The sequence below is a fragment of the Rhizobium sp. L1K21 genome, assembly GCF_024055895.1.
Classification (GTDB): Bacteria; Pseudomonadota; Alphaproteobacteria; order Rhizobiales; family Rhizobiaceae; genus Ensifer_A.
The window spans coordinates 2,449,224-2,471,005 of the sequence record NZ_JAMXLE010000001.1; the positions used below are offsets into that span (position 1 = coordinate 2,449,224).

26 protein-coding genes are annotated in these 21,782 nt (G+C 57.7%); 14 read left to right on the forward strand and 12 right to left on the reverse strand.

Annotation, left to right across the window (positions count from 1 at the left end; translation table 11 throughout):
• The first annotated feature begins 206 nt into the window (after positions 1 to 206).
• The gene (locus NHF56_RS11840; protein ID WP_252804519.1) at positions 207 to 704 is read left to right on the forward strand and encodes a hypothetical protein; all 498 of its coding nucleotides are present in this window, start codon (positions 207 to 209) and stop codon (positions 702 to 704) included.
• A 25-nt stretch (positions 705 to 729) separates the two neighbouring features.
• Here NHF56_RS11840 and NHF56_RS11845 read toward each other — a convergent pair whose 3' ends face one another.
• From NHF56_RS11845 to NHF56_RS11855, 3 genes are read right to left on the reverse strand one after another with little or no spacing between them, the layout of a single operon-like run.
• Positions 730 to 2,649 (reverse strand): DUF2207 domain-containing protein, encoded by a 1,920-nt coding sequence (locus NHF56_RS11845; RefSeq protein WP_373456299.1) that lies wholly within the window; start codon positions 2,647 to 2,649, stop codon positions 730 to 732.
• Between the two features lie 23 nt (positions 2,650 to 2,672).
• Positions 2,673 to 3,932, reverse strand: coding sequence for a 3-phosphoshikimate 1-carboxyvinyltransferase (locus NHF56_RS11850; RefSeq protein WP_252804522.1), 1,260 nt, complete (start codon positions 3,930 to 3,932; stop codon positions 2,673 to 2,675).
• A 39-nt stretch (positions 3,933 to 3,971) separates the two neighbouring features.
• Positions 3,972 to 4,520: a LemA family protein gene (locus NHF56_RS11855; protein ID WP_252804524.1), complete on the reverse strand. Its 549-nt coding sequence runs from the start codon at positions 4,518 to 4,520 to the stop codon at positions 3,972 to 3,974.
• A 231-nt stretch (positions 4,521 to 4,751) separates the two neighbouring features.
• On the opposite strand from NHF56_RS11855, the gene NHF56_RS11860 reads away from it, so the two are divergent.
• Positions 4,752 to 4,943: a hypothetical protein gene (locus NHF56_RS11860; protein WP_252804526.1), complete on the forward strand. Its 192-nt coding sequence runs from the start codon at positions 4,752 to 4,754 to the stop codon at positions 4,941 to 4,943.
• Positions 4,944 to 4,996: 53 nt separating this feature from the next.
• On the opposite strand, the gene NHF56_RS11865 is transcribed toward NHF56_RS11860, so the two are convergent.
• Together NHF56_RS11865 and NHF56_RS11870 are read right to left on the reverse strand one after the other, a co-directional pair.
• Positions 4,997 to 5,170 (reverse strand): hypothetical protein, encoded by a 174-nt coding sequence (locus tag NHF56_RS11865; RefSeq protein ID WP_252804528.1) that lies wholly within the window; start codon positions 5,168 to 5,170, stop codon positions 4,997 to 4,999.
• A 63-nt stretch (positions 5,171 to 5,233) separates the two neighbouring features.
• Positions 5,234 to 6,190, reverse strand: coding sequence for a glycine--tRNA ligase subunit alpha (locus NHF56_RS11870; protein WP_252804531.1), 957 nt, complete (start codon positions 6,188 to 6,190; stop codon positions 5,234 to 5,236).
• A gap of 170 nt (positions 6,191 to 6,360) precedes the next feature.
• On the opposite strand from NHF56_RS11870, the gene NHF56_RS11875 reads away from it, so the two are divergent.
• From NHF56_RS11875 to NHF56_RS11895, 5 genes are all read left to right on the forward strand, one after another.
• Entirely contained in the window at positions 6,361 to 6,954 is a 594-nt protein-coding gene (locus tag NHF56_RS11875; RefSeq protein WP_252804534.1) for a hypothetical protein, read from the forward strand.
• A 93-nt stretch (positions 6,955 to 7,047) separates the two neighbouring features.
• Entirely contained in the window at positions 7,048 to 7,989 is a 942-nt protein-coding gene (locus NHF56_RS11880) for a DMT family transporter (RefSeq protein WP_252804536.1), read from the forward strand.
• Positions 7,990 to 8,068: 79 nt separating this feature from the next.
• On the forward strand, positions 8,069 to 8,644 hold the full coding sequence (locus tag NHF56_RS11885) for a TetR/AcrR family transcriptional regulator (RefSeq protein WP_252804537.1): 576 nt from the start codon (positions 8,069 to 8,071) through the stop codon (positions 8,642 to 8,644).
• A gap of 24 nt (positions 8,645 to 8,668) precedes the next feature.
• On the forward strand, positions 8,669 to 8,956 hold the full coding sequence (locus NHF56_RS11890) for a YciI family protein (RefSeq protein ID WP_252804539.1): 288 nt from the start codon (positions 8,669 to 8,671) through the stop codon (positions 8,954 to 8,956).
• An 84-nt stretch (positions 8,957 to 9,040) separates the two neighbouring features.
• The gene (locus NHF56_RS11895) at positions 9,041 to 9,424 is read left to right on the forward strand and encodes a RidA family protein (protein WP_252804541.1); all 384 of its coding nucleotides are present in this window, start codon (positions 9,041 to 9,043) and stop codon (positions 9,422 to 9,424) included.
• 6 nt (positions 9,425 to 9,430) lie between these two features.
• Here NHF56_RS11895 and NHF56_RS11900 read toward each other — a convergent pair whose 3' ends face one another.
• From NHF56_RS11900 to NHF56_RS11915, 4 genes are all read right to left on the reverse strand, one after another.
• The gene (locus tag NHF56_RS11900) at positions 9,431 to 9,622 is read right to left on the reverse strand and encodes a hypothetical protein (RefSeq protein WP_252804543.1); all 192 of its coding nucleotides are present in this window, start codon (positions 9,620 to 9,622) and stop codon (positions 9,431 to 9,433) included.
• 37 nt (positions 9,623 to 9,659) lie between these two features.
• A complete protein-coding gene (locus NHF56_RS11905) occupies positions 9,660 to 10,526 on the reverse strand; it encodes a S49 family peptidase (RefSeq protein ID WP_252804545.1) in 867 nt (288 codons plus the stop codon).
• Positions 10,527 to 10,604: 78 nt separating this feature from the next.
• Positions 10,605 to 11,372 carry a tRNA1(Val) (adenine(37)-N6)-methyltransferase gene (locus tag NHF56_RS11910; protein ID WP_252804547.1) on the reverse strand — a complete coding sequence of 256 codons (768 nt, stop codon included), beginning with the start codon at positions 11,370 to 11,372 and terminating at the stop codon, positions 10,605 to 10,607.
• Between the two features lies 1 nt (position 11,373).
• Positions 11,374 to 11,604, reverse strand: a complete 231-nt coding sequence (locus tag NHF56_RS11915) for a DUF2007 domain-containing protein (RefSeq protein WP_252804549.1) — start codon at positions 11,602 to 11,604, stop codon at positions 11,374 to 11,376.
• Positions 11,605 to 11,709: 105 nt separating this feature from the next.
• Between NHF56_RS11915 and NHF56_RS11920 the strand changes: the two genes are divergently transcribed.
• The 4 genes from NHF56_RS11920 (at position 11,710) to moaB (ending at position 16,510) form a co-directional block, all read left to right on the forward strand.
• Positions 11,710 to 12,726 (forward strand): polyprenyl synthetase family protein, encoded by a 1,017-nt coding sequence (locus NHF56_RS11920; protein WP_252804552.1) that lies wholly within the window; start codon positions 11,710 to 11,712, stop codon positions 12,724 to 12,726.
• 149 nt (positions 12,727 to 12,875) lie between these two features.
• The gene (locus tag NHF56_RS11925; RefSeq protein ID WP_252804555.1) at positions 12,876 to 15,062 is read left to right on the forward strand and encodes a tetratricopeptide repeat protein; all 2,187 of its coding nucleotides are present in this window, start codon (positions 12,876 to 12,878) and stop codon (positions 15,060 to 15,062) included.
• Positions 15,052 to 15,960 carry a 4-(cytidine 5'-diphospho)-2-C-methyl-D-erythritol kinase gene (locus NHF56_RS11930; protein ID WP_252804556.1) on the forward strand — a complete coding sequence of 303 codons (909 nt, stop codon included), beginning with the start codon at positions 15,052 to 15,054 and terminating at the stop codon, positions 15,958 to 15,960. The genes NHF56_RS11925 and NHF56_RS11930 overlap by 11 nt, the downstream gene beginning before the upstream one ends.
• Position 15,961: 1 nt before the next feature.
• Positions 15,962 to 16,510, forward strand: coding sequence for a molybdenum cofactor biosynthesis protein B (gene moaB, locus NHF56_RS11935; RefSeq protein WP_252804558.1), 549 nt, complete (start codon positions 15,962 to 15,964; stop codon positions 16,508 to 16,510).
• 3 nt (positions 16,511 to 16,513) lie between these two features.
• Here moaB and NHF56_RS11940 read toward each other — a convergent pair whose 3' ends face one another.
• The gene (locus tag NHF56_RS11940; protein WP_252804560.1) at positions 16,514 to 17,035 is read right to left on the reverse strand and encodes a glycosyl transferase; all 522 of its coding nucleotides are present in this window, start codon (positions 17,033 to 17,035) and stop codon (positions 16,514 to 16,516) included.
• A gap of 140 nt (positions 17,036 to 17,175) precedes the next feature.
• On the opposite strand from NHF56_RS11940, the gene NHF56_RS11945 reads away from it, so the two are divergent.
• The 3 genes from NHF56_RS11945 to NHF56_RS11955 all read left to right on the forward strand — a co-directional run bounded on the left by NHF56_RS11945 (position 17,176) and on the right by NHF56_RS11955 (position 20,395).
• Positions 17,176 to 18,333, forward strand: a complete 1,158-nt coding sequence (locus tag NHF56_RS11945) for a PA0069 family radical SAM protein (protein WP_252804562.1) — start codon at positions 17,176 to 17,178, stop codon at positions 18,331 to 18,333.
• 100 nt (positions 18,334 to 18,433) lie between these two features.
• Positions 18,434 to 19,099 carry a ribonuclease HII gene (locus NHF56_RS11950; protein ID WP_252804564.1) on the forward strand — a complete coding sequence of 222 codons (666 nt, stop codon included), beginning with the start codon at positions 18,434 to 18,436 and terminating at the stop codon, positions 19,097 to 19,099.
• A 72-nt stretch (positions 19,100 to 19,171) separates the two neighbouring features.
• Complete coding sequence (locus NHF56_RS11955; protein ID WP_252804567.1) at positions 19,172 to 20,395, forward strand: diguanylate cyclase; 1,224 nt, start codon at positions 19,172 to 19,174, stop codon at positions 20,393 to 20,395.
• Between the two features lie 238 nt (positions 20,396 to 20,633).
• On the opposite strand, the gene NHF56_RS11960 is transcribed toward NHF56_RS11955, so the two are convergent.
• Positions 20,634 to 21,125: a F0F1 ATP synthase subunit B gene (locus tag NHF56_RS11960; protein ID WP_252804570.1), complete on the reverse strand. Its 492-nt coding sequence runs from the start codon at positions 21,123 to 21,125 to the stop codon at positions 20,634 to 20,636.
• 11 nt (positions 21,126 to 21,136) lie between these two features.
• A complete protein-coding gene (locus NHF56_RS11965; RefSeq protein ID WP_252804572.1) occupies positions 21,137 to 21,739 on the reverse strand; it encodes a F0F1 ATP synthase subunit B in 603 nt (200 codons plus the stop codon).
• Positions 21,740 to 21,782 lie beyond the last annotated feature (43 nt).

Genomic DNA, 21,782 nt, shown 5'->3' on the forward strand with positions numbered 1-21,782 from the left:
TAGTGGGTCAAAGGCTTGTACCGGTTCAAAATCCGTTTCCTTTTTAAACAGGTTGTCTTTGGCGTCCTTCGCCATCAGGGGAACTTTTGCCCGGCCATATCGGTTTACATTTCATCAGTATAACTTGCAGCGGCGCGCAGAAGAACAATCGCCGAGACGTCTCAGAGACGCACGGAAACCGCCGCTTCCACATGATGGAGGAAAAAATGCAGTTTTCGAAATATACCAAACATGGTGCAATGATGATTGCGCTTGTGGCAGCAACATCCCCGGCCCTCGTTGCCAGTGCAGGCAGCGCATTTGCCGCATCGGAGAAGGTAAAGACCTTTATCCTGCCGGCGAACAAGACCAAGATTCCGCTTCCCGAACCGCGGCCGATCCGGTTCAACGACAACAATCCGCGCGCCATTGACCGCTCGCTTGATGCAGAGCCGCGTGGTGTCGTGGGCATGGTATCGACGGTGTATGCTCAGGCGCTCATTTCCAACCTGAGCGGCGGGGAAGGCTCGCCGACGCTGACTGAGGTACGTCAGACCTTGAAGGCCGCAGCAGACGAGCCGTTGACGATCTCCATGATCAAGGAGATCAATATGGAGCTTGCCGAGAACAACAAGGAACTGGCGCTGCTGATTTCGGAATATGACGGCGGCCAGGACGGCTTGGCCGAAGATATTTACCGCGCCCGCGGCAAGACCTCCGCGTAAAGCTTCAGGCGGTGGGGATCGGAGATTACCAGCCGCCCCCGCCGCCACCGCCGCCGCCGCCGCCGGACGAACCGCCGCCGAACGAACCAGACGAAGAACTTGGCGGCGGTGCAGGAAGGCTGGACACGGCGGTGGATGCCATGGACGAGGATATGTGGCTTATGCCGCGGCTGAAGGAATCGTATCCGTGGCCGCTGTACCAAAGAGGCTGATAGGGCTCACTGAGCCTGGCATCCGCCAGCCATTTTTCAAACGCTTCGTTCCAGGGTTTTTCAACGCCGAGCGCAACAGCATAGGGAAGCAGGGTTTCAAAATGTTTGGGCGACATCTTTGGTGCGCCCTGCATGTTCATGCGGTCTTTTTCAGCCAAAGTCAGGTACAAGCGCAGCCCAGCGATCTCATCCATGATCTTGGAGCCAAGGGGCGTTGGCGCGCCCATGATGAAAAAGAAGATGATATTGGCCACCACAATGCTGCACATGGCGAGCACGGCGGGCAATTCCCCGGTTGCGTAAAGCGTATCGAAAGTGGCTGCAAACAGAAGGCCGACGATTCCCAGAATGAACAGTCCGACGATGGCAAAAATGACGATCGTCAGACCCTTTTTGGCCAGCGAGGCGTTTGAAAGGCCGCGGCCGAATACGCCGGCGAATATGCCAATGAAAATCGCCAGAAAATTCGGGAATATGATCATACCGATTGCATCGTCGGAGAACCGGCCAAAGATGAATATCGAGGCAAAAGCGATGACCGAAAGCGCAATGCCAGCGACAACATAAGACGCGTTGAACTGATAATATTTGCCGCGATGTTCCTTCTCGATGGCGGTGACGAAATCGCCTCCGAGGGTTTGAACGGATTTTCCGTTCGATTTGGCGATACGGAAGCCTTCCGACTTCTTGCGCACGTTTTCGAATATCACCGCCTCGCCAGGGGGCAGGCCGTCACCTTTGGCACCGGGCACCGCACGCATGGTGACGACGGAATCGAGGTCTTCCAGAGTGATGAGCCCCTTGACTGCCAGATTGATGCAGGCTGCGGAAAAGGCTTCCCACTGGCCCGAGCCGAAACCCTTGGCATCGACATATTTGATCAAGGCAGGCGACAGGCCGTGGGGCGCATCCCAGCGCGGCACGACGATGCCGCGGGGCGGATCGCGACCGACCTTGGACCACGACCAGCCGTACCAGCCCCAAACCAGAATCGCGCCAACGAGGCCGAGGATCAGGTTGCGATTGTCGCGCCACCACCAGCGGCGCAAATCGGCATCAGTCGGTTCGTCGACTGTGCCCTGCGGCATGGTGACTGAGACCGTCAGACCTTCATAGGCTGCCAGCGGGCGGGTGGTCTCCACAATAACCTGATTGCCAGCGACCGCGCTCCTTGCATTCTTGCCCGTTGCCCCTTGAGCGCCGGTGTAAAGCGACACATCGATGACGCTTGCACCGTCTGGCAGCGTGATCGTCGCTGTTGCCTTTTCGATGGGGAAGATCCAGCCGTTGCCGGTCACATTCCAGTAAAGCTCATCGCGATCATCCCAGAGGTCAATCTGGCGACCGGTCTTGTAGGTGAAACGGTAGACCTGAATACCGCTATCGACCCAGACGTCAGCACTGCCCGCATAGATGCGAATACCATTGGGAATGCTTTCGGTGTGATACGGTTCGGGTTTGCCATTGCGCTCCACGGAAAGCAGATCAAAATCCACCTCGCGGATCCGGCCGGTTGCATCTTCAAACGTCAGGGGAAAATCGCGGTATATGCCGTGATTGATTTGATCACCCTCAACATTGACCGTGATCGTCTCCGCAATCGTCAGTTCGCCACTTTTGGCAAGATCGATATCGGAGTGGTAGGTCTTGATGACTTCTGCGGCGTGTGCCTGTGCTGCGATGAACAGCAGGCCGAGGAATGCTGGAAGCAATGCGCCGATGCATTTCGGCATTCTCTCACGCCAGGAACGTCTCATCACGCGCGCCTTTCAAACGCAACGCCCAGCGAGGCCAGTGCATCCCAGTAGCCCGGATAGGTTTTTGCGACACAGGACGGATTTTCGATTTTGATGCCGGGGATCTTCAGACCCGCCAAAGCAAAGCTCATGGCAATCCGGTGATCGGCAAAGGTGTCGATCAATGCGTCAACCGGCTTGCCGGCAAGTGCGGGATTGCCATTGACGATGAGGTCGTCGCCCTCTTCGACCGCCAGACCGGCGCTGATATTGTTGAGACCCAGCGACAATGCACGAATGCGGTCGCATTCCTTCACACGCAGGTTTTCAATGCCGGTAAAACGCACCGGGCTGTTGTTGAAGGCGGCAAGGACAGCCAGCGTGGGGATTGCGTCCTGCATCTGGCTGCCATCGATTGAGCCCGGCATATGGGGGAAAGCGGCGATCATGTCATAGGAACGCGCATCGGGTTGTGAAAATTCGGATGCGGCAACGCCGAGATCAATTTTTCCGCCGGTGAGCACTTCCATCGCCCAGAGATAGGTGGCAGCTGACGCATCCGGCTCAATCAGGTAATCGGCAGCTTTGTAGCCGGTGGGCTCAATGATCCATTTGGCATCGCCTTCCTGGTGAACCTTGGCGCCGAACGCCTCCATGCAGGCGGTGGTGAGCGTGATATAGCCGCGTGCGCCAATGGCCGTACCGGCGAGTTCGACGGTGAATGCTTCCCTGCCGCAGGCCGCCGCCATCAACAGTGCGGAGACATATTGCGATGAGAGACCGGCATCTATTGTGACATGATTTTTCGTAAAACCACCCTTGGCCCAAACCGTCACCGGCGGGCAGCCGGTGGGCGCGAGCACATCCACACCCAGCGTGGAGAGCCCATGGACAAGCGGCGAGATGGGACGCTTTTGCATATGCTCATCGCCATCGATGATGAAGGTGCCTTCAAACATGGCGACAGCTGCCGTTAAAAAACGGGTGGCTGTACCGGCATTGCCGAGGAAAAGCGCATTTTCCGGCTCCTTCAGGCCACCATTGCCATGAACGATGAAGGTCGTATGGTCCGGCTCTTCAATGACCACGCCCATGGCACGCAGGGCATAGGCCATATAGAGCGTGTCATCACTCTTCAGCGCACCGGCTAACTTGCTGACGCCCTTGGCCAGACCGGCCAGCAGGAGCGCTCGATTGGTGATGGACTTGGAGCCCGGCGGCATGATCCGGCCCTGAAGCGCGTGAGTGGGTGGCGTGATTGTCAGCGTGTCTTTTGTCATCAGTCTTTTTAAATCTGGGCTGCGTTTTGCCGCCTCATATCAGAACTTCACTTGCGGGACAGCCCTGTCGGACTCATTGGTGATTTCGAAATAAGGCTTCTTGGAAAAACCGAAGGCGTTGGCGATGAAGTTGGTGGGAACGCTTTCCACCTTGGTATTCAGATCGCGCACGGCTCCATTGTAATAACGCCGTGACATCTGGATTTCGGTTTCGAGCGTTTCCAGCGACTGCTGGAGTTCAGCGAAATTTTCGTTGGCCTTCAAATCCGGATAGGCTTCGGCAAGCGCGAAGACGCGGCCAAGCGCCTGAGACAGCATGCCTTCAGCCGCCGCCCTGCCCTCCACATCGCCCGTGGGAACACCTTGCGCCTTGTTACGCAATTCAACCACCTCTTCGAGCGTCGATTTTTCGTGGCTGGCATAGCCTTTGACGGTCTCTATCAGGTTCGGGATCAAATCGGCGCGGCGTTTGAGCTGCACATCAATGCCCGACCAGGCTTCCTCCGCCATCTGACGGGATTTGACGAGCCCGTTGTAAAGAAAAACGACAATGACCGCGATAACCGCAACGACGATCAGGACATACATTCGGACCCCTCCGGTGAAACTTGCCGGAGATTAACGTTTGAACCGGACAAAGTCATCACCCGAAAACGGGCCTTTTGGCCGATCTTTTCCCGACAGCCTGTTACCGCGGTAGCAGCCGTCAGAGCCAGCCCCGCCTATCGTTTCACCCATGGATGGTGCTGACCAAGCCCAAGACAAGTCGGTTCAAACCGCAGGGCTTGGCTCTCAGACCGGGACGACAGGATGGACGCCATGACAATGCTGATCAAAATGCTCGCAACGCTGCCGCTGATGGTTCTGTTTTTCGACTATGCCGTGGCGATGGAACGCGTTGAGCCCGCCGGGACGCGCCGAAGCCTGCGCATCATCTCCGGCCAGACGGATGCCGGGACATTTCCCACACTCAAGGTGAATTGGGAATTGGGTGTGAAGTGGGTGGATTAATCGGCTGCAACTTTGAGAACGATACGAGCCCTCTGAATTCAGCAGGACCGGATTTAGCGGCGCAGGTTGGCTTCTTCGCGATCGAAACGCCAATCTTCAGGCAACAGGCCAGAGAGATCGCGAATGCGATTCAGAGCCTCCAGACGCGAACGGTCGCCTTTCTTCAGGTGCGTCATCTCGGCGAGCTTGCCAAGAATACGTGTGGCGAGGCTGTCTGATATACGCATGATCAACTCCAAAATATGCACTTTCAATAGCATATCATGGGCTTCCCAATAAGTGGCTGCCTATCAAGCCGCACTCTCATAATTCGCCCCGCCCGCATCGGTCAGCAAGAACGCTTCACCGCAGGCTTTGGCCAGTGTGCGCACACGCAGGATGTAGCTCTGGCGCTCGGTCACCGAGATGACGCCACGGGCGTCCAGCAGGTTGAACACGTGTGAGGCCTTGATGCACTGGTCGTAGGCTGGGAAGACACATTTATGGAGCTTCTGATTGTCAGAGTCCCCTGGCGCGCCGGCTTCCAGCAGTGCCAGGCACTCCTTTTCGGCATCGATGAAGTGACGGTGCAGCATTTCGGTGTTGGCGAATTCGAAATTGTGGCGGGAATATTCCTGCTCGGCCTGCAAAAAGACCTCGCCGTAGGAAATCTTCTCGTCGCCTTCGCGGCCATTGAAGTTCAGGTCGTAGACGTTGTCGACGCCCTGCACATACATGGCAAGGCGCTCCAGGCCATAGGTGAGTTCACCGGCAACGGGCGAGCATTCAATGCCGCAGACCTGCTGGAAGTATGTAAACTGCGAGACTTCCATGCCATCGCACCAGCATTCCCAGCCGAGCCCCCAGGCACCCAGCGTGGGGCTTTCCCAATCGTCTTCGACGAAGCGGATATCGTGCAGCAGCGGATCAAGGCCGATCGCCTCCAGCGAGCCGAGATAAAGCTCCTGCAGGTTGGAGGGGTTTGGCTTCAGGATCACCTGATACTGATAATAGTGCTGCAGACGGTTGGGATTTTCACCATAGCGGCCATCGGTCGGGCGGCGTGACGGCTGCACGTAAGCGGCCTTCCACGGCTTGGGACCAAGCGAACGCAACGTCGTTGCCGGGTGGAAGGTGCCGGCTCCCACTTCCATATCGTAAGGCTGAAGAACCGCGCAGCCCTTGTCCGCCCAATAATTGTGGAGGGTGAGGATGAGCGCCTGGAACGAGCGCTTGGGGTTCATATGATCCGGGACGCTGGAAGTCATGATATGGGGCCTGAATACAGTTTGAATTCGCGCGGACAGTTGCCACGGCCTCGCGCGGGGGTCAAGCACCTTGGCCGGATTAGGCCATAATGCCCGCTTGCCAGCCGAATGCTTTATGGCATTATCAAGTTCGTTCCCATGTGGGAATGTTTTTGGAGCCCTTTACGAAAATGCGCTTTCCGCTTTACCTCTTGCCATTTGCAGCCGGCATTGTCCTTCCTTCCTTTTCACTTGCCGCAGAACTGACCTGTTCCGATCCCATTCAAAAGGGCGATAGTGCCGAAAGCCTGACTCAACGCTTTGGCGAAGACGCCGTGATCGTCGATCTTCCCGGGGCGGAAGGCGAAACCCAGCAAGGTGTTCAGCTTTTTCCGAATGATCCGGACAAGCGGCTGAATGTCTATTTCTTCGACGAAGCGATGCAAGAGCTGGCCACGGTGCAGCCCGATGACGGTGTGACTGGCTGGAGCGTAGACGGTCTTTCCATCGGCGATGATTTCCAGACCCTGCTGGAGGCCAATGGCGGCCCGTTTGAAATCTCCGGTTTCGATTGGGACTATGGTGGTTATGTTACCGATTTTCTTGATGGCAAGCTGAGCACACTCGACGGCGGCTGCGGCTTGAGTGTACGTTTCAGCCCTGATCCCGACACCGAAGTCCCGATGGAACTCTCCGGTGACCAGGTTATTTCTTCGTCCAACGAGACCCTTGTGACGCTTAATCCCAAGGTCGGATCGATCGCCCTTCTGTGGGGCGAGCCGTAAGTCTTGTCATCAATATAATTCACTTGGACCGCCGAAAGCGGGAATGTCATAGTCTCGCAGTGGCCGACTGTGCCGATTCACGGGATCATTCATATGCGCGAAACGGCTCCTTCTGCCCCGCCCGAAAGCAGCTCCGGCGACAATACCGGCCCTGAAATGGCCTTGGGGCTTATGGCCATGGTGGCGGCGGCATTGGCGATGAGCGTGTCGCCGACGCTGGTGCGCTTTGCCGATGTCGGCCCCATGGCCAGCGCCTTTTGGCGCGTGCTTCTCGCGCTGCCCGTTTTGTGGCTCTGGATGAAGCAGGACGAGCGCCCCTTGCGCGGTACTGTTGTGAAACGCTTTGCGCTGCCCACCATTCTGGCCGGATTTGCTTTTGCTGGTGACCTGTTGTTCTGGCATCTGGCGATTGTGAACACCACGATTGCCAATGCCACCTTCTTTGCCACCATGGCCCCGATCTGGGTGGTGGTGTTTGGCTTTCTCTTGCTGCGGCAGCGCACGGAACCCATTGTGCTGGGCGGCATGGCGCTTTGTATTCTGGGTGGCAGCGCGCTTGTTTATGAGAGCCTCGGGCTCAATCCAGAACATGCTATCGGAGATGCGCAAGGCGTGATTACCGGCATGTTTTTCGGACTTTATTTCCTCTGCGTGGGCGCAGCCCGCAAGATATCGAGTGCCGGGCGTGTCACCTTCGAACTGAGCATTGTTACCGCCCTGGTGCTGTTTGCCTTTGCCATTTTTCTGGACGATAATCTGATCCCGAAATCGGCCTCCGGCTGGGCGGTTTTGTTTGCACTGGCTTTGGTCAGCCATGTCGGCGGACAGGGCCTGCTTTCCGTTGCGCTTGGGCGGCTGCCGACCACCTTCTCCTCGCTGGTCATTTTCATTGAGGCTGTTGCAGCCGCCGGTTTTGCCTGGGTGTTTGTTGACGAACCGGTGAGCCTTGTGCAGGCAATGGGCGCTGGTGTTATCGTTGCTGGCATCTGGATTGCGCGACCACGTCACAAACGCCCTGTCATCCTGATCGAATAGCTCCATCCAAATCTGGCTTGACTCATTAGGACAGTTGTCCTATTTCTGAAATTAGGACAAATGCCCTAGAGATTTTCAGATGAGCGCAGCAGACACGCGGAATATGATTGTGGAGGTGGCCGACAGGCTGTTTTATGAAAACGGCTACGAGCACACCTCGTTTGCAGACATCGCCGCCCGAGTGAAGATCTCGCGCGGCAATTTCTACTATCACTTCAAGACCAAGGACGAGATTTTGGCCGCCGTGATAGAGCGTCGGCTCTCAGATCGCGGCACGATGCTGCTGCAATGGGAACTGGATGCACCCGACCCGCTGGCGCGGATCACCTGTTTCATCAAAATCCTGATCACCAACCAGACAAAAATCATGGCCTATGGCTGCCCGGTCGGTACGCTGAGCAGCGAATTGGCGAAACTGAACCACCCGCTGAGCGGTGAGGCGGTGAAGCTTTTCACCCTCTTTCGCGACTGGCTGACGCAGCAATTCGAGGCCGGTGGGTGCGGACCGCAGTCAGGCGAATTTGCCCTGCATATCCTGTCGCGCAGCCAGGGCGCTGCGATGCTTGCCAATGCATATCGCGATCCCGCTTTTGTTCAGCGCGAGGTCGACGAAATGTGTGAGTGGTGCGCGAAACGCTTAACCCGGACATCCTGAAATTCATTCCAGACGGAGGTAGACATGTACGTCGTTTTCTTGAGATTTTCCGATAACAAGACTGCAGCGCCGCAGCATATGGATGGGCACAACGCGTGGATACGGCAGGGCTTTGACGACGGCATCTTTGTCCTGACCGGTACGATCGAGCCGAAACAGGGCGGCAGCATCATTGCGCATAATGTAACGCGTGAGGCGCTTGAAGCGCGCATTGCAATTGACCCGTTCGTTGCCCAGAATGTCGTCACGGCTGAGATATTGGAGATCAGTCCCGGCAAGACCGACCCGCGGCTTGATTTCCTGGCGGCCTGAGCATCGCGTGTTCTTCAAATTCACTCTGGCGCCGTTGCCAAAGCTGCGCCATGATCGTTTCGCATTTTACTTGAAGGACACCATATGCAGTTTCACATGATTTCGGGCGGGCCGAAGCCTGTCGCTCCGTTCAGCCATGCGGTGGAGACGGATGGTTTTGTATTCGTGACCGGCCAGATGCCCGACACGCCTGATGCACCCGGTGTTTTGCCCGAAGGCATTGAGGCGCAGACGCGCAATGTCATGGAGAACCTGAAGACGGTGCTGGCAGGGCTTGAGCTTGGGCTGGAGCACGTTGTGATGTGCCGCGTTTATCTGACCGAGTTCAAGCGGGACTATGCGGCGATGAACGAAACCTATCGCAGCTACTTTGCCGCCGACCGTCTGCCGGCGCGCACATGTGTTGGTGTGACCGGGCTTGCCTATGATGCCTTGATAGAGATCGACCTTGTGGTGAAGCGCCCCTGAGGACGTTCACTCGTCATCGCGCTTTGGGCGGTATTCGCCCGTTTCCGGGTCTTCGATCAGGGTGCCTTGCGCGCCGTTGCGCTCTTCCTTGCGCTTTTCATCGGAACGGCGCGTGAGTTTTTCCGCATCGGAAACGAAGCGTCGGTAAAGCAGCCAACCGCCGCCCACGATGAGCAGAAGAAGAATCAGTTGCGGCATTCAATCCCCCAAGGCGCCTGACACGAGTGTCGGGCAATCAGAGCCCGAAGCGTCCCCATAGTGCCTTTTCTTCCGCCGTTTGCGCAAGGGCCTGCACGGCACCGTCTGCACCGGCAGCCGCCATTTCGGTGGAAACATTCACACCCGGCACACGCCTGCCGAACATGGAGCGGGCCCCGGAGATCAGCTCGAAGCGCGTTTTCTCGCCATAGGCTTGCTTCAGGACTTCGCGCATATGACCAAGACCATCGATCAAACCTAGGTCTTTGCCCTTGGTGCCGGTCCAGAAGAGGCCGGAGAAAATCTCCTCGCTGTCCGCCAGCTTTGCGCCGCGGCGGGCTTTCACCATGTCGATGAAGACCTGATGGATATCGAGCTGAAGGCTTTTCAGAATCTCGATATCGCTTTCTTTTTCAGGCTGGAACGGATCAAGGATGACCTTGTTTTCGCCAGCGGTGTAAACGCGGCGTTCGACACCGATTTTCTTCAAGAGTTCGGGAAAACCGAAGCCGCCGGAGACGACGCCGATGGAGCCGACGATGGAGGTTTCGTCCGCATAGATTTCGTCACCCGCCAACGCGATCATGTAGCCGCCAGAGGCCGCGACGTCTTCCACGAAGATATAGACCTTCTTGCCCTTTTCCTCGGCCAGCGCGCGAATGCGCTGATAGATAAGGCGCGACTGAACGGGGGAGCCGCCAGGCGAATTGACGATGATGGCAACAGCCGGGCTCTGCTTGAGGGAAAACGCCTTGTTGAGTACGGGCGCGACCGTTGCAAGATTGAGCGCCGGTCGAAACTGGCTGCCGCCGGTCATGATCGCCCCCTGCATCCGCACCACGGGGATCAAGGTTCCCTCCTTGCGGAATTTCTTCGGGAGGTAACGGCTGATCATGCTTCTCATCTTCAATCCTGGCTTCGTTGCTTTGTTCGCATTGATGTAGGTGCGGATTGAAGAAAGGCAAGGGTTGCCGCTGATGCATCAGCGTCGGCTATAGGCTGTACGGCCATTGTTCAGGTCATCGACGAAAGGCGTGAACTTGTGGCCGTTTTCACCATGCATGAAAAAGGGAGAACGGACTTTCAGTCGCGCGCGTGAAGCCTTGATGGCTGAGACGAGCATGCGCACGGCATTTTCGCCTTCGCGCGGGTGGATCAAGGTCACCTCAAGACCGCCGAAACGCCTTCCGCAGGCTGAAATGATTTCAGAAATAGATTCGGGCCGGGCAATCAGGGAGAGTTGGCCGCCCGGTTTCATGATCGCGCCTGCTGTCCTGATCCAGCTTTCGAAAAGCCCCTCAGTCATGGCATGCGCCTCGGCCTTGATGGCATCGGGCGTTTTCCGGTCTGCGGCATCATTAAAAGGCGGGTTCATGATCACATGGTCAAAGGCTTCGTCTTCGAGACCGGCGGCCACGCGCGCCTTGCCGGTGAGTGTGACATCAGCCTCGATGACAGTGATCCGCCCGGCAAGATCAGCATTTTCCGGCAAGTCAACAGAGCGGCGTGCATAATCAGCCATCAGCGTGGAGCGCTCGACGAGCGTTACAGCGGCATTTTCCAGGCGTGATGCAACAGCAAGGCCTGCAGCGCCGGCCCCTGCCCCCAAATCTGCCACACGGATCGCACCCCTGCCATCAACCATGGAGGCCAGCAGCATGGCGTCCATGCCGGAGCGGTGACCGCCCTTGGCCGGCTGAACAAGATAGAATCGTCCGAAGTGGAACGCATCGACGGTGTGTTCCGTCATCCTATTCCTTCTCCTCGCGCAATTCAGCCTCCAGTCCCGCGTCGCGAACGATCGCGCGTGCTTCATCCACCCTTTCGGCATCGACCATGAAGCGGCGCGGGATGGCACCCAGCGAACCTTCCAGAATGCTCATGCCCTGATCGGCAATCATGCAGGCAATGCCGGCCTCTTTCATCAGGCTTTCGAGCAGAGACAACAAAACGGCATCGTTGGAACGGACTATTTCGAGCATATCTTGATTTTTCCTCACTAATTGATCAGCCGCGCCAATTCGCCACTTGCCGCACCCGGACACATTTTTCTATTGTAGAACAAATAAAATGTAAGGAGTTCGAGCGTGGGTGTCGTCATACCGCTTGAGGAAAACAAAAACAAACAGGCTTCGGTGAAACCGCTTGTCGATCTGACACGCGGGGGCATGGAGCGGGTCAACCAGCTTATCCTGTCCAAGGCCGGCTCCGACGTGCAGATGATCCCTGAAGTCGCAAATCACCTCATCTCATCAGGCGGGAAGCGCCTGCGCCCCATGCTGACGCTGGCTGCGGCCGGTCTTTATGGCTACAAGGGCGAGAATGACGTTCTGTTGGCAACATCCGTCGAATTCATGCACACGGCCACTTTGCTGCATGACGATGTGGTGGACGAAAGCGCGATGCGGCGCGGCAAATCCACCGCGCGGATGATCTGGGGCAATCAGGCCAGCGTGCTTGTCGGCGACTTTTTGCTCGGCCAAGCCTTCAAGATGATGGTGGATTCGGGCTCCATGGATGCGCTCGACGTGCTGGCGACGGCCGCCACCGTGATTGCCGAAGGCGAAGTGATGCAGCTTTCTGCGGCCAAGAACATGGAAACCACGGAAGATGATTATCTGGCGGTGATCCGCGCCAAGACGGCGGCCCTTTTTGCAGCCGCCGCCGAAGTGGGGCCGATCATTGCCGGCAAGGGCAAGGGAGAGCGCAAGGCGCTCAAATCCTACGGCATGAATCTCGGCCTTGCCTTTCAGCTCGTTGACGATGTTCTCGACTATGGCGGCAAGGTTGCCGAACTCGGCAAGAATACCGGTGACGATTTCCGCGAAGGCAAGATCACGCTGCCGGTCATTCTGGCCTATCGCCGCGGGACAGAGGCCGAACGCGCCTTCTGGCGCGATGCGATCGAAAAAGGCGAATCCAGCGACGAAAATCTGGAAAGGGCTTTGGGGCTCATCAACAAATACGGCAGTCTTGCCGATACAATCACGCGTGCGCGCCACTATGGCACGATCGCCAGCGATGCCTTGGCGCCGCTTCCCGACAGCGCGATTAAAAGCGCGCTCCTGGAAGTGATCGATTTCTGTATCGATCGCGTGAATTGATCCGAGAGAATAGCGATTTCTTCCAAATCTGGATTAAGTTGCGGCTTTGCTCCAAAAAAGCCATTCTCATGTCAGAATCACAAGAATGTGGCCGCGCATGCCTGTCTGTCCCATCAAGGATGACGTGGTCCGCTTGGAAAGGTCAGTAAATGCGGAAAATGAGAATCGGACGGCTGCTCTCGGGCGTTGCCATGGCTGTGGCGCTCACAACAGGAACGGCCGGACTGGCAATGGCAGAAGACAAAACCGAGGCTCCAGCCGCGGAAGCCCGCCCCTTTGATCCTGCCTCGGTGGATAGTTTTTCCGGTGCGTTTTTGGGTGCTTTTACCGCCGACGTGAACGGCGACTATCAGATGGCGGTGGATCTTTACCGCACGGCGATGCTTTTCGAGCCCGATAATATCAGCGTTCAGGAACGGCTGCTGATCAATCTTCTTCTGAATGGCAATTTTGATGAGGCCGTGCTTGAAGCGCGCGAGCTGAAAGACGACACGAATGTCGACCGGATCACCTCGCTCGTTCTCGGTCTCGACGCCATTCGAGACGGCGATTCCGAGGCCGCCATCAGCTTTTTCTCGCAGCAGACCAATAATGATCTCGATCTACTGATGAACGGGCTTTTGACAGGTTGGGCGCAGTTCGACAAAGGATCGCTGAAAGAGGCCCTGAAGACGGTCGAAGGCCTAAAAGGTCCGGACTGGTTCGGAATCTTCAAGAATTACACCGCAGGCGCGATGGCGCTGGCCGGCGGTGATGACGACGCAGCACGGGGCTATTTCCGCAGTGTCCTGTCGGACAGGGTGGGCGGCGCGACCGCGCAGGATCTCTATCTGCGCTCGGTGATCGCGCTGGCCGGACTGGAAGCCCGAAGCGGGGAAAAGCAGCGTGCGCTTGACGTCTTTGCCGCCAGCGAAGACGTCGCTGGCCGCTCTGCGGTGCTGGACAATGTGCGTGAAGCAATCGAGGCCGGCAACCTTCCCAAGCAGGAAGTTGCCAGCGCGACAGATGGCGCAGCGTCTGTGCTTTTTGGCATTGGTGCGGCGCTCAATCAATCGACTGGCGGACGTGGCGCGACGGATGAAATCGTGGCCATTTATCTGCATGCTGCCCACAAGCTGGATAGCGATGCGACGGATGCCATATTCGTTCTGGGCAATATTGCCGATGGGGCAGAAAAGCCGGAAAAGGCGATCGAATATTACAAGCAGATCGGCGAGGATTCGCCTTACAAGAAAATTTCCGAATTGCAGCTCGGTCTTGATCTCGCGCAGATCGGCAAGATGGATGAAGCGCGCGAGCGGCTCAAGGGCCTGATTGCGCTCGACCCGTCCGATTTCCGCGCCTATCTCGCCTATGGCAGCGTGCTTTCGGAAGAGAAAGACTACCGCGCCATGGCAGACAATTTTGATGCTGCCGTCAAGGCCATCGGACCCGACCCGCAGCGCGAGCACTGGGGTGTTTTCTACCAGCGCGGCATTGCCTATGAGCGTTTGAAAGAGTGGGACAAGGCGGAGCCGAATTTCCGCGAAGCGCTGAAGCTTTTCCCCGACCAGCCGCAGGTGCTCAACTATCTCGGCTACTCCTGGATCGACAAGAACATGAACCTCAAAGAGGGCATGGACATGATCGCCAAGGCCGCGGAACTGCGCCCGAATGACGGCTATATTATCGATTCGCTCGGCTGGGCGCATTACCGGCTCGGCGAATATGAAGAGGCGGTCAAAAGCCTTGAACGCGCTGTCTCGCTGAAGGAAGACGATTCGACGATCAACGACCATCTGGGCGACGCCTATTGGCAGGTGGGGCGTAAGCTCGAAGCGACATTCCAGTGGCGGCGTGCGCTGGAAGCCAGCAAGACCGAGGAACATACGGAAGTCGACCCGGCAGAGATCGAACGCAAGCTGAAGGAAGGCCTGGATTCGAAGCAAAAGGCGGTGGAAGTCGCGTCATCGGACGACAATTTCACCGAGCCGGCGCAAACGCCTTCCGAAACGAAACAGGTGCAGGCAACTGCAGAAACCGCACAGGCGGAAGCGCCTGCCGAAGGGGACCAGACGGAAGCGCCAGCCAATGCGGACCAGGCGCAAGCTCCTCCGGAAACGAAGGCGCAGCCACAAGCGCAAGAGCCAGATGGACAGGTGCCCGAAAAGACAGCCTACAAGGTGCGATTGGGCGAATCACTTTGGAAAATTGCAGAGGATGCACTTGGCGGAGGCATGCGATTCCACGAGATCATCCGGCTTAACCCGCAGTTGAAAACCAATCCCAACCTGATTTTCCCGGGGCAGGAAATCAAACTGCCAGCGCCGGGAGCTGGAGACGGCATTGCCAAATGATCCGGTCGGGCCGGAAAACGCTGAAACATGGTGCGCGCCGGCCAAGATCAATCTGGCGCTGCATGTGACCGGGCGGCGCGACGACGGCTACCATACGCTGGAAAGCCTTGTCACCTTTGCATCTAAGGGCGATGCGATTTCCATCGGGCTCTCGACTGAAGACCGGTTTTCGGTGAGCGGGCGCTTTTGCGCGGCGCTTGCTGCGGCGGGTGGGAATGCGGAGGGCAATCTGGTGTTGAAGGCGCGCAATCTGTTGCGGGCGGAATACGAGCGCGCAGGCTTTGCTGCGCCGCCTGTTCACATCCATCTGAAGAAGGACCTGCCGGTTGCCTCCGGCATCGGCGGCGGTTCGACCGATGCAGCAACCGCGCTGCGCGCGCTGCAAAGCCTGTGGGGCGAGCGGATCAGCGCTGAAACCCTCCGGTCTCTTGCGCTTTCACTTGGCGCTGATGTGCCCATGTGCCTGGAGGGCAAGGCGCTTGTGGCCCGCGGTATTGGCGAGATTATCGAGCCATTACCGACTTTGCCGGCGTTTGCGATGGTTCTCGGCAACCCGCTTTGTGCCGTTTCCACACCCGAGATATTCCGCCGTCTGGAAAAGCGGGTCAATGCAGCCTTGCCGGCCCTGCCCGGCATTTGCGAGCAAAGCCTCTGGCTCGAACGGATGCTTGACATGCGCAATGACCTGGAAGCTCCGGCGCGTGCTCTGGTGCCGGACATTGATATCGTCCTGCAGCTCATCAAACGGAGCGGGGCTGCACTTGTGCGCATGTCCGGCTCGGGCGCGACATGTTTCGGCATATTCAAAACGGCTCAGGAAGCCGATAATGCGCATGCTGCACTTGAGCGCGCCCGGCCGGACTGGTACTGGCTGCGAACAGATACTGTGGGAGCCTGACATGCCGGACCATACTGAAAGCAGACCCTTCATCCCGCTCGGTATTGCGGTTTTGACCGTATCGGACACGCGGACATTCGACGACGACAAGTCCGGAGACACGTTGGCGGAGCGCATCCTGAGTGCCGGTCACCGGCTGGAAGCGCGCGCCATCGTGACGGACGACAAGGAAAAAATCCGCGCGCAGGTCGAAGCCTGGACTCTGAATGAGAAGATTGACGCCGTGATCACCACCGGTGGCACGGGCTTTACCGGACGCGATGTGACGCCCGAAGCGCTGGAGCCCCTGTTTGAAAAGACGATGGATGGCTTTTCAGCGATCTTTCATCGCATTTCCTATGAGAAGATTGGCACATCGACAATCCAGTCGCGTGCCACCGGCGGCGTCGCCAATGCGACCTATATCTTCGTGCTGCCCGGCTCGCCCGGTGCCTGCAAGGACGCCTGGGACGGGATTTTGAAAGACCAGCTCGACTATCGCCACATGCCCTGCAATTTCGTGGAAATCATGCCGCGGCTGGATGAGCACCTGAAGCGCAGCAAAGGCTGAGAGTCAGGCCCGTCGCAGGCCATTCGCCACCCAGGCTGGGGCGATCTCGGCTCTCAATTTACGTTTCTTCACCCCCTTGGCAAAATCGCCAAGCGCCATGCCGCTGCGGGCGCGCGCCTTTGCTTCCAGCTTGGTAAGCAGCAGACCATTTTCCAGCGGCGGGCGACGGCCAAAACGCCTCAATAGCGGCTTTCGGAAGGTTTTTGATGGGGTGAAACACGCCGGATCGCGACCAAGCGAAAGATATTCCAGAAGGTCCTCCACCCAGCCTGGCTGAAGCCGCGCGCCCGGTTCCAGCAGCAATATCCAATTGCCACGGGCGGAATTCACGACCTCACGAATATCCCATTTGCGGTGGAAACGCGCACCGGCCGCATCGGCCAGCGCCTGAATGCCTTCGCCTGCGCTCTCATCCAGAATTACAACGTCGCTGACCAAACCTTCAACGGCACCAACAACAAGCGCTGAGAGCGTATGTGCCGCCTCCGCCTCATTATCCTGACATTCCATGATGATCGTTAACATGGGTCACACTTAGCGCATTGCAGCGCACAACGCCATATTCTCGTCATAAAGATTTTTTGTTCTTGCTATGTTCCGTCAATCACGATAGGAATATAATCATTGAACGGCGAGACGAGTCGCCGCGTTCATGGGAGAAATCAATGGCTGCGCATATGCATATCGGCGGGGAGGCATTCGCTCCCGGCCACCGGGCGGATTTTGCCAATGCCCTGGCGGATGCCGGTGGCGAACGGGTGGACGTTGGCCGCAGGCGTGGGCGCGCATCCGGCATGAACCCTGCCGGGCGTTTCGAGCAGCACACGCGCACAACAGTCGATGACGGTTGGCAAACGCTTGAAGACCTGCCGCCTTTCAAGACCGAAACGCAGGTTGAAAAGCCGCGCACGGCGCTGACGCGCAACACCTCGCCCGACATTCCCTTCGACCGGTCGGTTAATCCCTATCGCGGCTGCGAACATGGCTGCATCTATTGCTTTGCGCGGCCCACCCATTCCTACATGGGGCTTTCGGCGGGTCTCGATTTTGAATCGAAGCTGTTTGCCAAGCCGGACGTTCCCAAACTTCTGGAGCGGGAGCTTTCCAAGCCCGGTTACAAGCCGCGCACGATTGCGATCGGTACCAATACCGACCCTTATCAGCCGATCGAAAAGACATGGCGGATCATGCGTCAGGTTCTGGAAGTGCTGGAGGCAGCAAACCATCCGGTGAGCATCGTCACGAAATCAGCCCTTGTGATGCGCGATGTGGACATTCTGGCACGTATGGCCGAGCGCGGCCTTGCCAAGGTCGCCATTTCGGTGACCAGCATGGATCGTGCGGTTTCGCGGGCCATGGAACCGCGTGCGGCAACGCCGTCCAAGCGGCTTGAGGCCATTCGGGCGCTTTCCGAGGCGGGCGTTCCCGTTGGCTGCATGGTGGCACCGGTTATTCCCGGCCTGACCGATCATGAGATTGAACGTATTCTCGATAGTGCAAAGGCTGCCGGTGCGCGGGAGGCCAATTACATTATCCTGCGCCTGCCGCTGGAGGTGAGCCCGCTTTTCCGTGACTGGCTTCTGCGGGAGTTTCCGGGCCGCTATCGCCACGTGATGTCGCTGGTACGCTCCATGCGCGGCGGCAAGGACTATGACGCGGAATTCGGCAAACGCATGAAGGGTGCAGGCCCCTATGCCTGGCAGATCCAGCGCCGTTTCGACATTGCCTGCAAACGGCTTGGTCTCGGCAAGGGGCGCTTTCCGCTGCGCGACGATCTCTTTGTCCCGCCTGCCGGTGGGGGTGTCCAGCTGGCACTTTTTTAGGCTTTTGCATTCCGCGGCTGCCGCCCCGCCGCGGTCTTCCGGATGGCCCGCACTCCATCCGGCCTTGCAGGGAATCGGGCGCTTGTGCATTGTCCGCCGCATGACAGCCAAGAAAACGTCCGATTCCCTCTCTCTTTTCCCGATGCCTGACGGTCCCGACATGACCTTCGAGAAACAGGCGCTCAAAGCCGGTGCCCGCTTTGTCGCCGGAGCGGATGAGGCCGGGCGCGGACCACTGGCCGGTCCGGTGGTTGCCGCTGCCGTGATCCTGGACCCCAAGAATATTCCGCCCGGGCTGAATGATTCGAAGAAGCTGACGGCAGCAAAACGCGACGTGCTTTTTGACGCCATATTGAAAAGCGCGATCGTTTCCATCGCCTCGTCGAGTGCCCGCACCATTGATGCCATCGACATTCGCAAGGCAAGCCTTGATGCCATGCGCAGGGCGATTGGCGCGCTCGAAGAAACAGCGGATTTTGCACTCATTGATGGGCGCGATGTTCCACCCGGCCTCTCCTGCCCCGCCAAAGCGATCATCAAGGGCGATGCACGCTCGCTGTCGATTGCCGCAGCCTCCATCGTTGCCAAGGTTTCGCGAGACCGGATGATGGCGCGGGCGGGACGCATATACCCTGCTTATGGTTTTGAGAAACACGCCGGTTACGGCACTGCGCCGCATCGCGCAGCCATTGAAGAAAACGGCGTTTGCCCGTTGCATCGCATGTCCTTCAGACCTTGTTCACTATACCGCCCTGACAGTGTCTGATTGGCCTGATTTTGAGCCTTTCTTTACGTTCGGCCACTAGCATCAGCGCGTGTTCAAGACCGGAGAGAATTTATGCCGCAAGCGCAGGCGGGCGACCAGCTATTGCTTCAGCAGACGGAAGTCGAGCTGTTTCGCGGCGGCCCGCGCCTGCGCTTCGGGATGCCTCTCGAAGCTCTCTACCAGAGCGGGCAAAATACAGCGCGCAACAGGCAGAGTGCCATTGCAGGCTTTCTGGTTTTCATTATCTACGAGGTCATTGTTGCTGCGCTGGTTCTGGGGGGCGGGATCAAACCGGATATGGTCTTCAGCTATTTCGTGCTGACCCACCTGGCGTTCTCGCTGCCGACGCTGACATTTTCCGTTCTGGCCAGTTTCAACCTGATGAACAGCGTCACCCGCGAGCTGTTCATCAGTGCAGTCTATCTCTCCCTCTGCTCAATTCCTCTTGCCTATAACCTCTATCTGACGCCCGATCAGGCACTGGGGACGTATTTCAGCGACGTGCTTGTGATTATTGGCTGCAATATCGCCATGCCCTTGTCCTTCCGCTATGCAGCGGTAACCACGACCGTTGGTGCGGCGATCCTGTCGATCGCCCTGTTTCATAATCTTGCCGACAATCATGTTCTTGCCGCCTCGATGGCCGAGACCTTCGTCGCGGCAGCCGTTTTGACATTGATTGCCAATTACCGTGCTGAACGCTCCGATCGGCGCAATTATCTGCATGTGCTGCGCGAAAGCATTTTGAACCAGATGATGAACGAGAAGAACCGGCAGTTGGAAGCCTTGTCCCTGACCGATCCGCTGACGGGCCTGGCAAACCGACGCAAATTTGACGAAGCCCTGCGTGACGCTTTGGAACATGCGGCACAAACGAAGACTCCGGTTTCGTTGCTGATGTTCGATCTGGACCATTTCAAAGCTTACAATGATCACTATGGACATCCTGCCGGCGACGCATGCCTGAAGACCGTCTCCAGTCATTTGGCGCTCTACGCGCAAAACGGAACGTTGGCGCGGATGGGTGGCGAAGAGTTTGCCCTCGTGCTGCCTGAGACGGCCAGCGGGGAGGCATCGAGTATCGCCGAGTTGCTGCGTCGCGAAGTCCAGGCTCTGGCCATCCCGCATCATGGCCGTGGCGAAACCGCAGTCGTGACCATGAGTGTCGGTGTCGCAACCGCCGAAACGCCCGATGCGCTGAACGCGACACGTCTCATGCAGCGGGCGGACAATGCGCTCTATAAGGGCAAGCGAAAAGGTCGCAATACCGTTACCATCCATCGGGCCGCCGCCTGAGCCCATTATCCAAGTAACGTTTGCCACAGGCTGACAATCGCAACTTCAGCAACAAGCGAAACGATCGCGCTCTTTTAAAGCCACTGTTCTGTACATCGACGTCTTGCCGCCAGAGCATTGGTGCTTCACACGGCAGAATGTTTCGCGACGGTGCCGCCGTATCAAACAGAGCTCCCAGAAACACAAAAGGCCGCCCGAACATTTTCGGGCGGCCTTTTTGATCACTCTATCAAAGAGATCAGTTCATACGCGTTTTGACTTCGTCAACGGCGCTTTTGAAGAGCTTTGTCTGTGCAGCGCTGTCGGCCTTGGAAGCGATAACCGATTCCGCAGCAGAAATGGCGAGATCAACAGCAGCGGCACGAACGGCGCCGATGGCGTCATCTTCAGCCTGCTTGATCTTGGCTTCGGCAAGCGCGTTGCGACGCGCAACATATTCTTCCGTCTTCTGCTTGGCTTCAGCAGCCAGAGACGCTGCTTCGCGCTTGGCAGAAGCAACGATTGCCTGGGCTTCTTCTTCCGCTTCCTTGCGCTTGCGCTGATATTCGGCCAGCAGATGCTGGGCTTCTTCGCGCAGGCGCTTGGCGTCGGCAAGCTGACCGGTGATCTCATCAGCGCGGCGATCCAGCGACCTTGCAATCATGCCCGGCACTTTGAGATAAACAACAATGCCGAGGAAGATCAGAAGACCGATGAATGCCCAAAGGCTGGCCAGTGATGTAGCGTCCATAAGAGCCTCCCTTACTTGCCAGCGCCTTTGACCGCGGATGCGATCTCGGCCTTGGTTGCCTTGGTTCCAATCAGCTCTTCAACGATGGAAGCAGCGGTTTCTTCAGCAATCACGCCGACTTCGGCAAGTGCTGACTGCGTGATTTCCGCAATGCGGCTTTCAGCAGCGGCAATCTTCTTGCTGAGTTCAGCTTCGCTGGCAGCGCGTTCGGCGTCGGCTTCAGCCTGTGCCTTTTCGCGGGCTTGCGCGGCGATTTCACCGGCATTGGCTTTTGCCGCTGCCAGCTCTTTCTCATAGGCTGCAATCGCATCGTCTGCTTCAGACTTCATGCGGGAGGCCTCGTCCAGATCACGCGCAATGCGGTCCTGGCGGTCTTCCAGAATGGAGCCGATGCGCGGTGCAACGACGCGCGAGATAATCAGATAGAAAACACCGAAGGTCAGCGCCAGCCAGAGGATCTGGGAGCCGTAATATTCGGAATTGAAAGGCGGGAAGCCGCCTTCGTGACCGGCCTCATGCGGCACGCCGGTTTCGGTGTGCGTCTGAGACGCCGCGTCACCGCCTTCGGAATGCGCGGATGACTCCTCGGCATATGCCGGTGTCACAAAAAACATTGTCACCTCCAGGTGCGCAATAGGACCAGAAAGCAGACCGGGC

What these genes read in the sequence shown, in the direction of transcription:
- NHF56_RS11840 (WP_252804519.1), top strand. Translation starts at nt 207, where the DNA reads ATGCAGTTTTCGAAATATACCAAACATGGTGCAATGATGATTGCGCTT.
- NHF56_RS11845 (WP_373456299.1), bottom strand. Translation starts at nt 2,649, where the DNA reads ATGCCGAAATGCATCGGCGCATTGCTTCCAGCATTCCTCGGCCTGCTG.
- NHF56_RS11850 (WP_252804522.1), bottom strand. Translation starts at nt 3,932, where the DNA reads ATGACAAAAGACACGCTGACAATCACGCCACCCACTCACGCGCTTCAG.
- NHF56_RS11855 (WP_252804524.1), bottom strand. Translation starts at nt 4,520, where the DNA reads ATGTATGTCCTGATCGTCGTTGCGGTTATCGCGGTCATTGTCGTTTTT.
- NHF56_RS11860 (WP_252804526.1), top strand. Translation starts at nt 4,752, where the DNA reads ATGACAATGCTGATCAAAATGCTCGCAACGCTGCCGCTGATGGTTCTG.
- NHF56_RS11865 (WP_252804528.1), bottom strand. Translation starts at nt 5,170, where the DNA reads ATGCGTATATCAGACAGCCTCGCCACACGTATTCTTGGCAAGCTCGCC.
- NHF56_RS11870 (WP_252804531.1), bottom strand. Translation starts at nt 6,190, where the DNA reads ATGACTTCCAGCGTCCCGGATCATATGAACCCCAAGCGCTCGTTCCAG.
- NHF56_RS11875 (WP_252804534.1), top strand. Translation starts at nt 6,361, where the DNA reads ATGCGCTTTCCGCTTTACCTCTTGCCATTTGCAGCCGGCATTGTCCTT.
- NHF56_RS11880 (WP_252804536.1), top strand. Translation starts at nt 7,048, where the DNA reads ATGCGCGAAACGGCTCCTTCTGCCCCGCCCGAAAGCAGCTCCGGCGAC.
- NHF56_RS11885 (WP_252804537.1), top strand. Translation starts at nt 8,069, where the DNA reads ATGAGCGCAGCAGACACGCGGAATATGATTGTGGAGGTGGCCGACAGG.
- NHF56_RS11890 (WP_252804539.1), top strand. Translation starts at nt 8,669, where the DNA reads ATGTACGTCGTTTTCTTGAGATTTTCCGATAACAAGACTGCAGCGCCG.
- NHF56_RS11895 (WP_252804541.1), top strand. Translation starts at nt 9,041, where the DNA reads ATGCAGTTTCACATGATTTCGGGCGGGCCGAAGCCTGTCGCTCCGTTC.
- NHF56_RS11900 (WP_252804543.1), bottom strand. Translation starts at nt 9,622, where the DNA reads ATGCCGCAACTGATTCTTCTTCTGCTCATCGTGGGCGGCGGTTGGCTG.
- NHF56_RS11905 (WP_252804545.1), bottom strand. Translation starts at nt 10,526, where the DNA reads ATGAGAAGCATGATCAGCCGTTACCTCCCGAAGAAATTCCGCAAGGAG.
- NHF56_RS11910 (WP_252804547.1), bottom strand. Translation starts at nt 11,372, where the DNA reads ATGACGGAACACACCGTCGATGCGTTCCACTTCGGACGATTCTATCTT.
- NHF56_RS11915 (WP_252804549.1), bottom strand. Translation starts at nt 11,604, where the DNA reads ATGCTCGAAATAGTCCGTTCCAACGATGCCGTTTTGTTGTCTCTGCTC.
- NHF56_RS11925 (WP_252804555.1), top strand. Translation starts at nt 12,876, where the DNA reads ATGCGGAAAATGAGAATCGGACGGCTGCTCTCGGGCGTTGCCATGGCT.
- moaB (WP_252804558.1), top strand. Translation starts at nt 15,962, where the DNA reads ATGCCGGACCATACTGAAAGCAGACCCTTCATCCCGCTCGGTATTGCG.
- NHF56_RS11940 (WP_252804560.1), bottom strand. Translation starts at nt 17,035, where the DNA reads ATGTTAACGATCATCATGGAATGTCAGGATAATGAGGCGGAGGCGGCA.
- NHF56_RS11945 (WP_252804562.1), top strand. Translation starts at nt 17,176, where the DNA reads ATGGCTGCGCATATGCATATCGGCGGGGAGGCATTCGCTCCCGGCCAC.
- NHF56_RS11950 (WP_252804564.1), top strand. Translation starts at nt 18,434, where the DNA reads ATGACAGCCAAGAAAACGTCCGATTCCCTCTCTCTTTTCCCGATGCCT.
- NHF56_RS11955 (WP_252804567.1), top strand. Translation starts at nt 19,172, where the DNA reads ATGCCGCAAGCGCAGGCGGGCGACCAGCTATTGCTTCAGCAGACGGAA.
- NHF56_RS11960 (WP_252804570.1), bottom strand. Translation starts at nt 21,125, where the DNA reads ATGGACGCTACATCACTGGCCAGCCTTTGGGCATTCATCGGTCTTCTG.
- NHF56_RS11965 (WP_252804572.1), bottom strand. Translation starts at nt 21,739, where the DNA reads ATGTTTTTTGTGACACCGGCATATGCCGAGGAGTCATCCGCGCATTCC.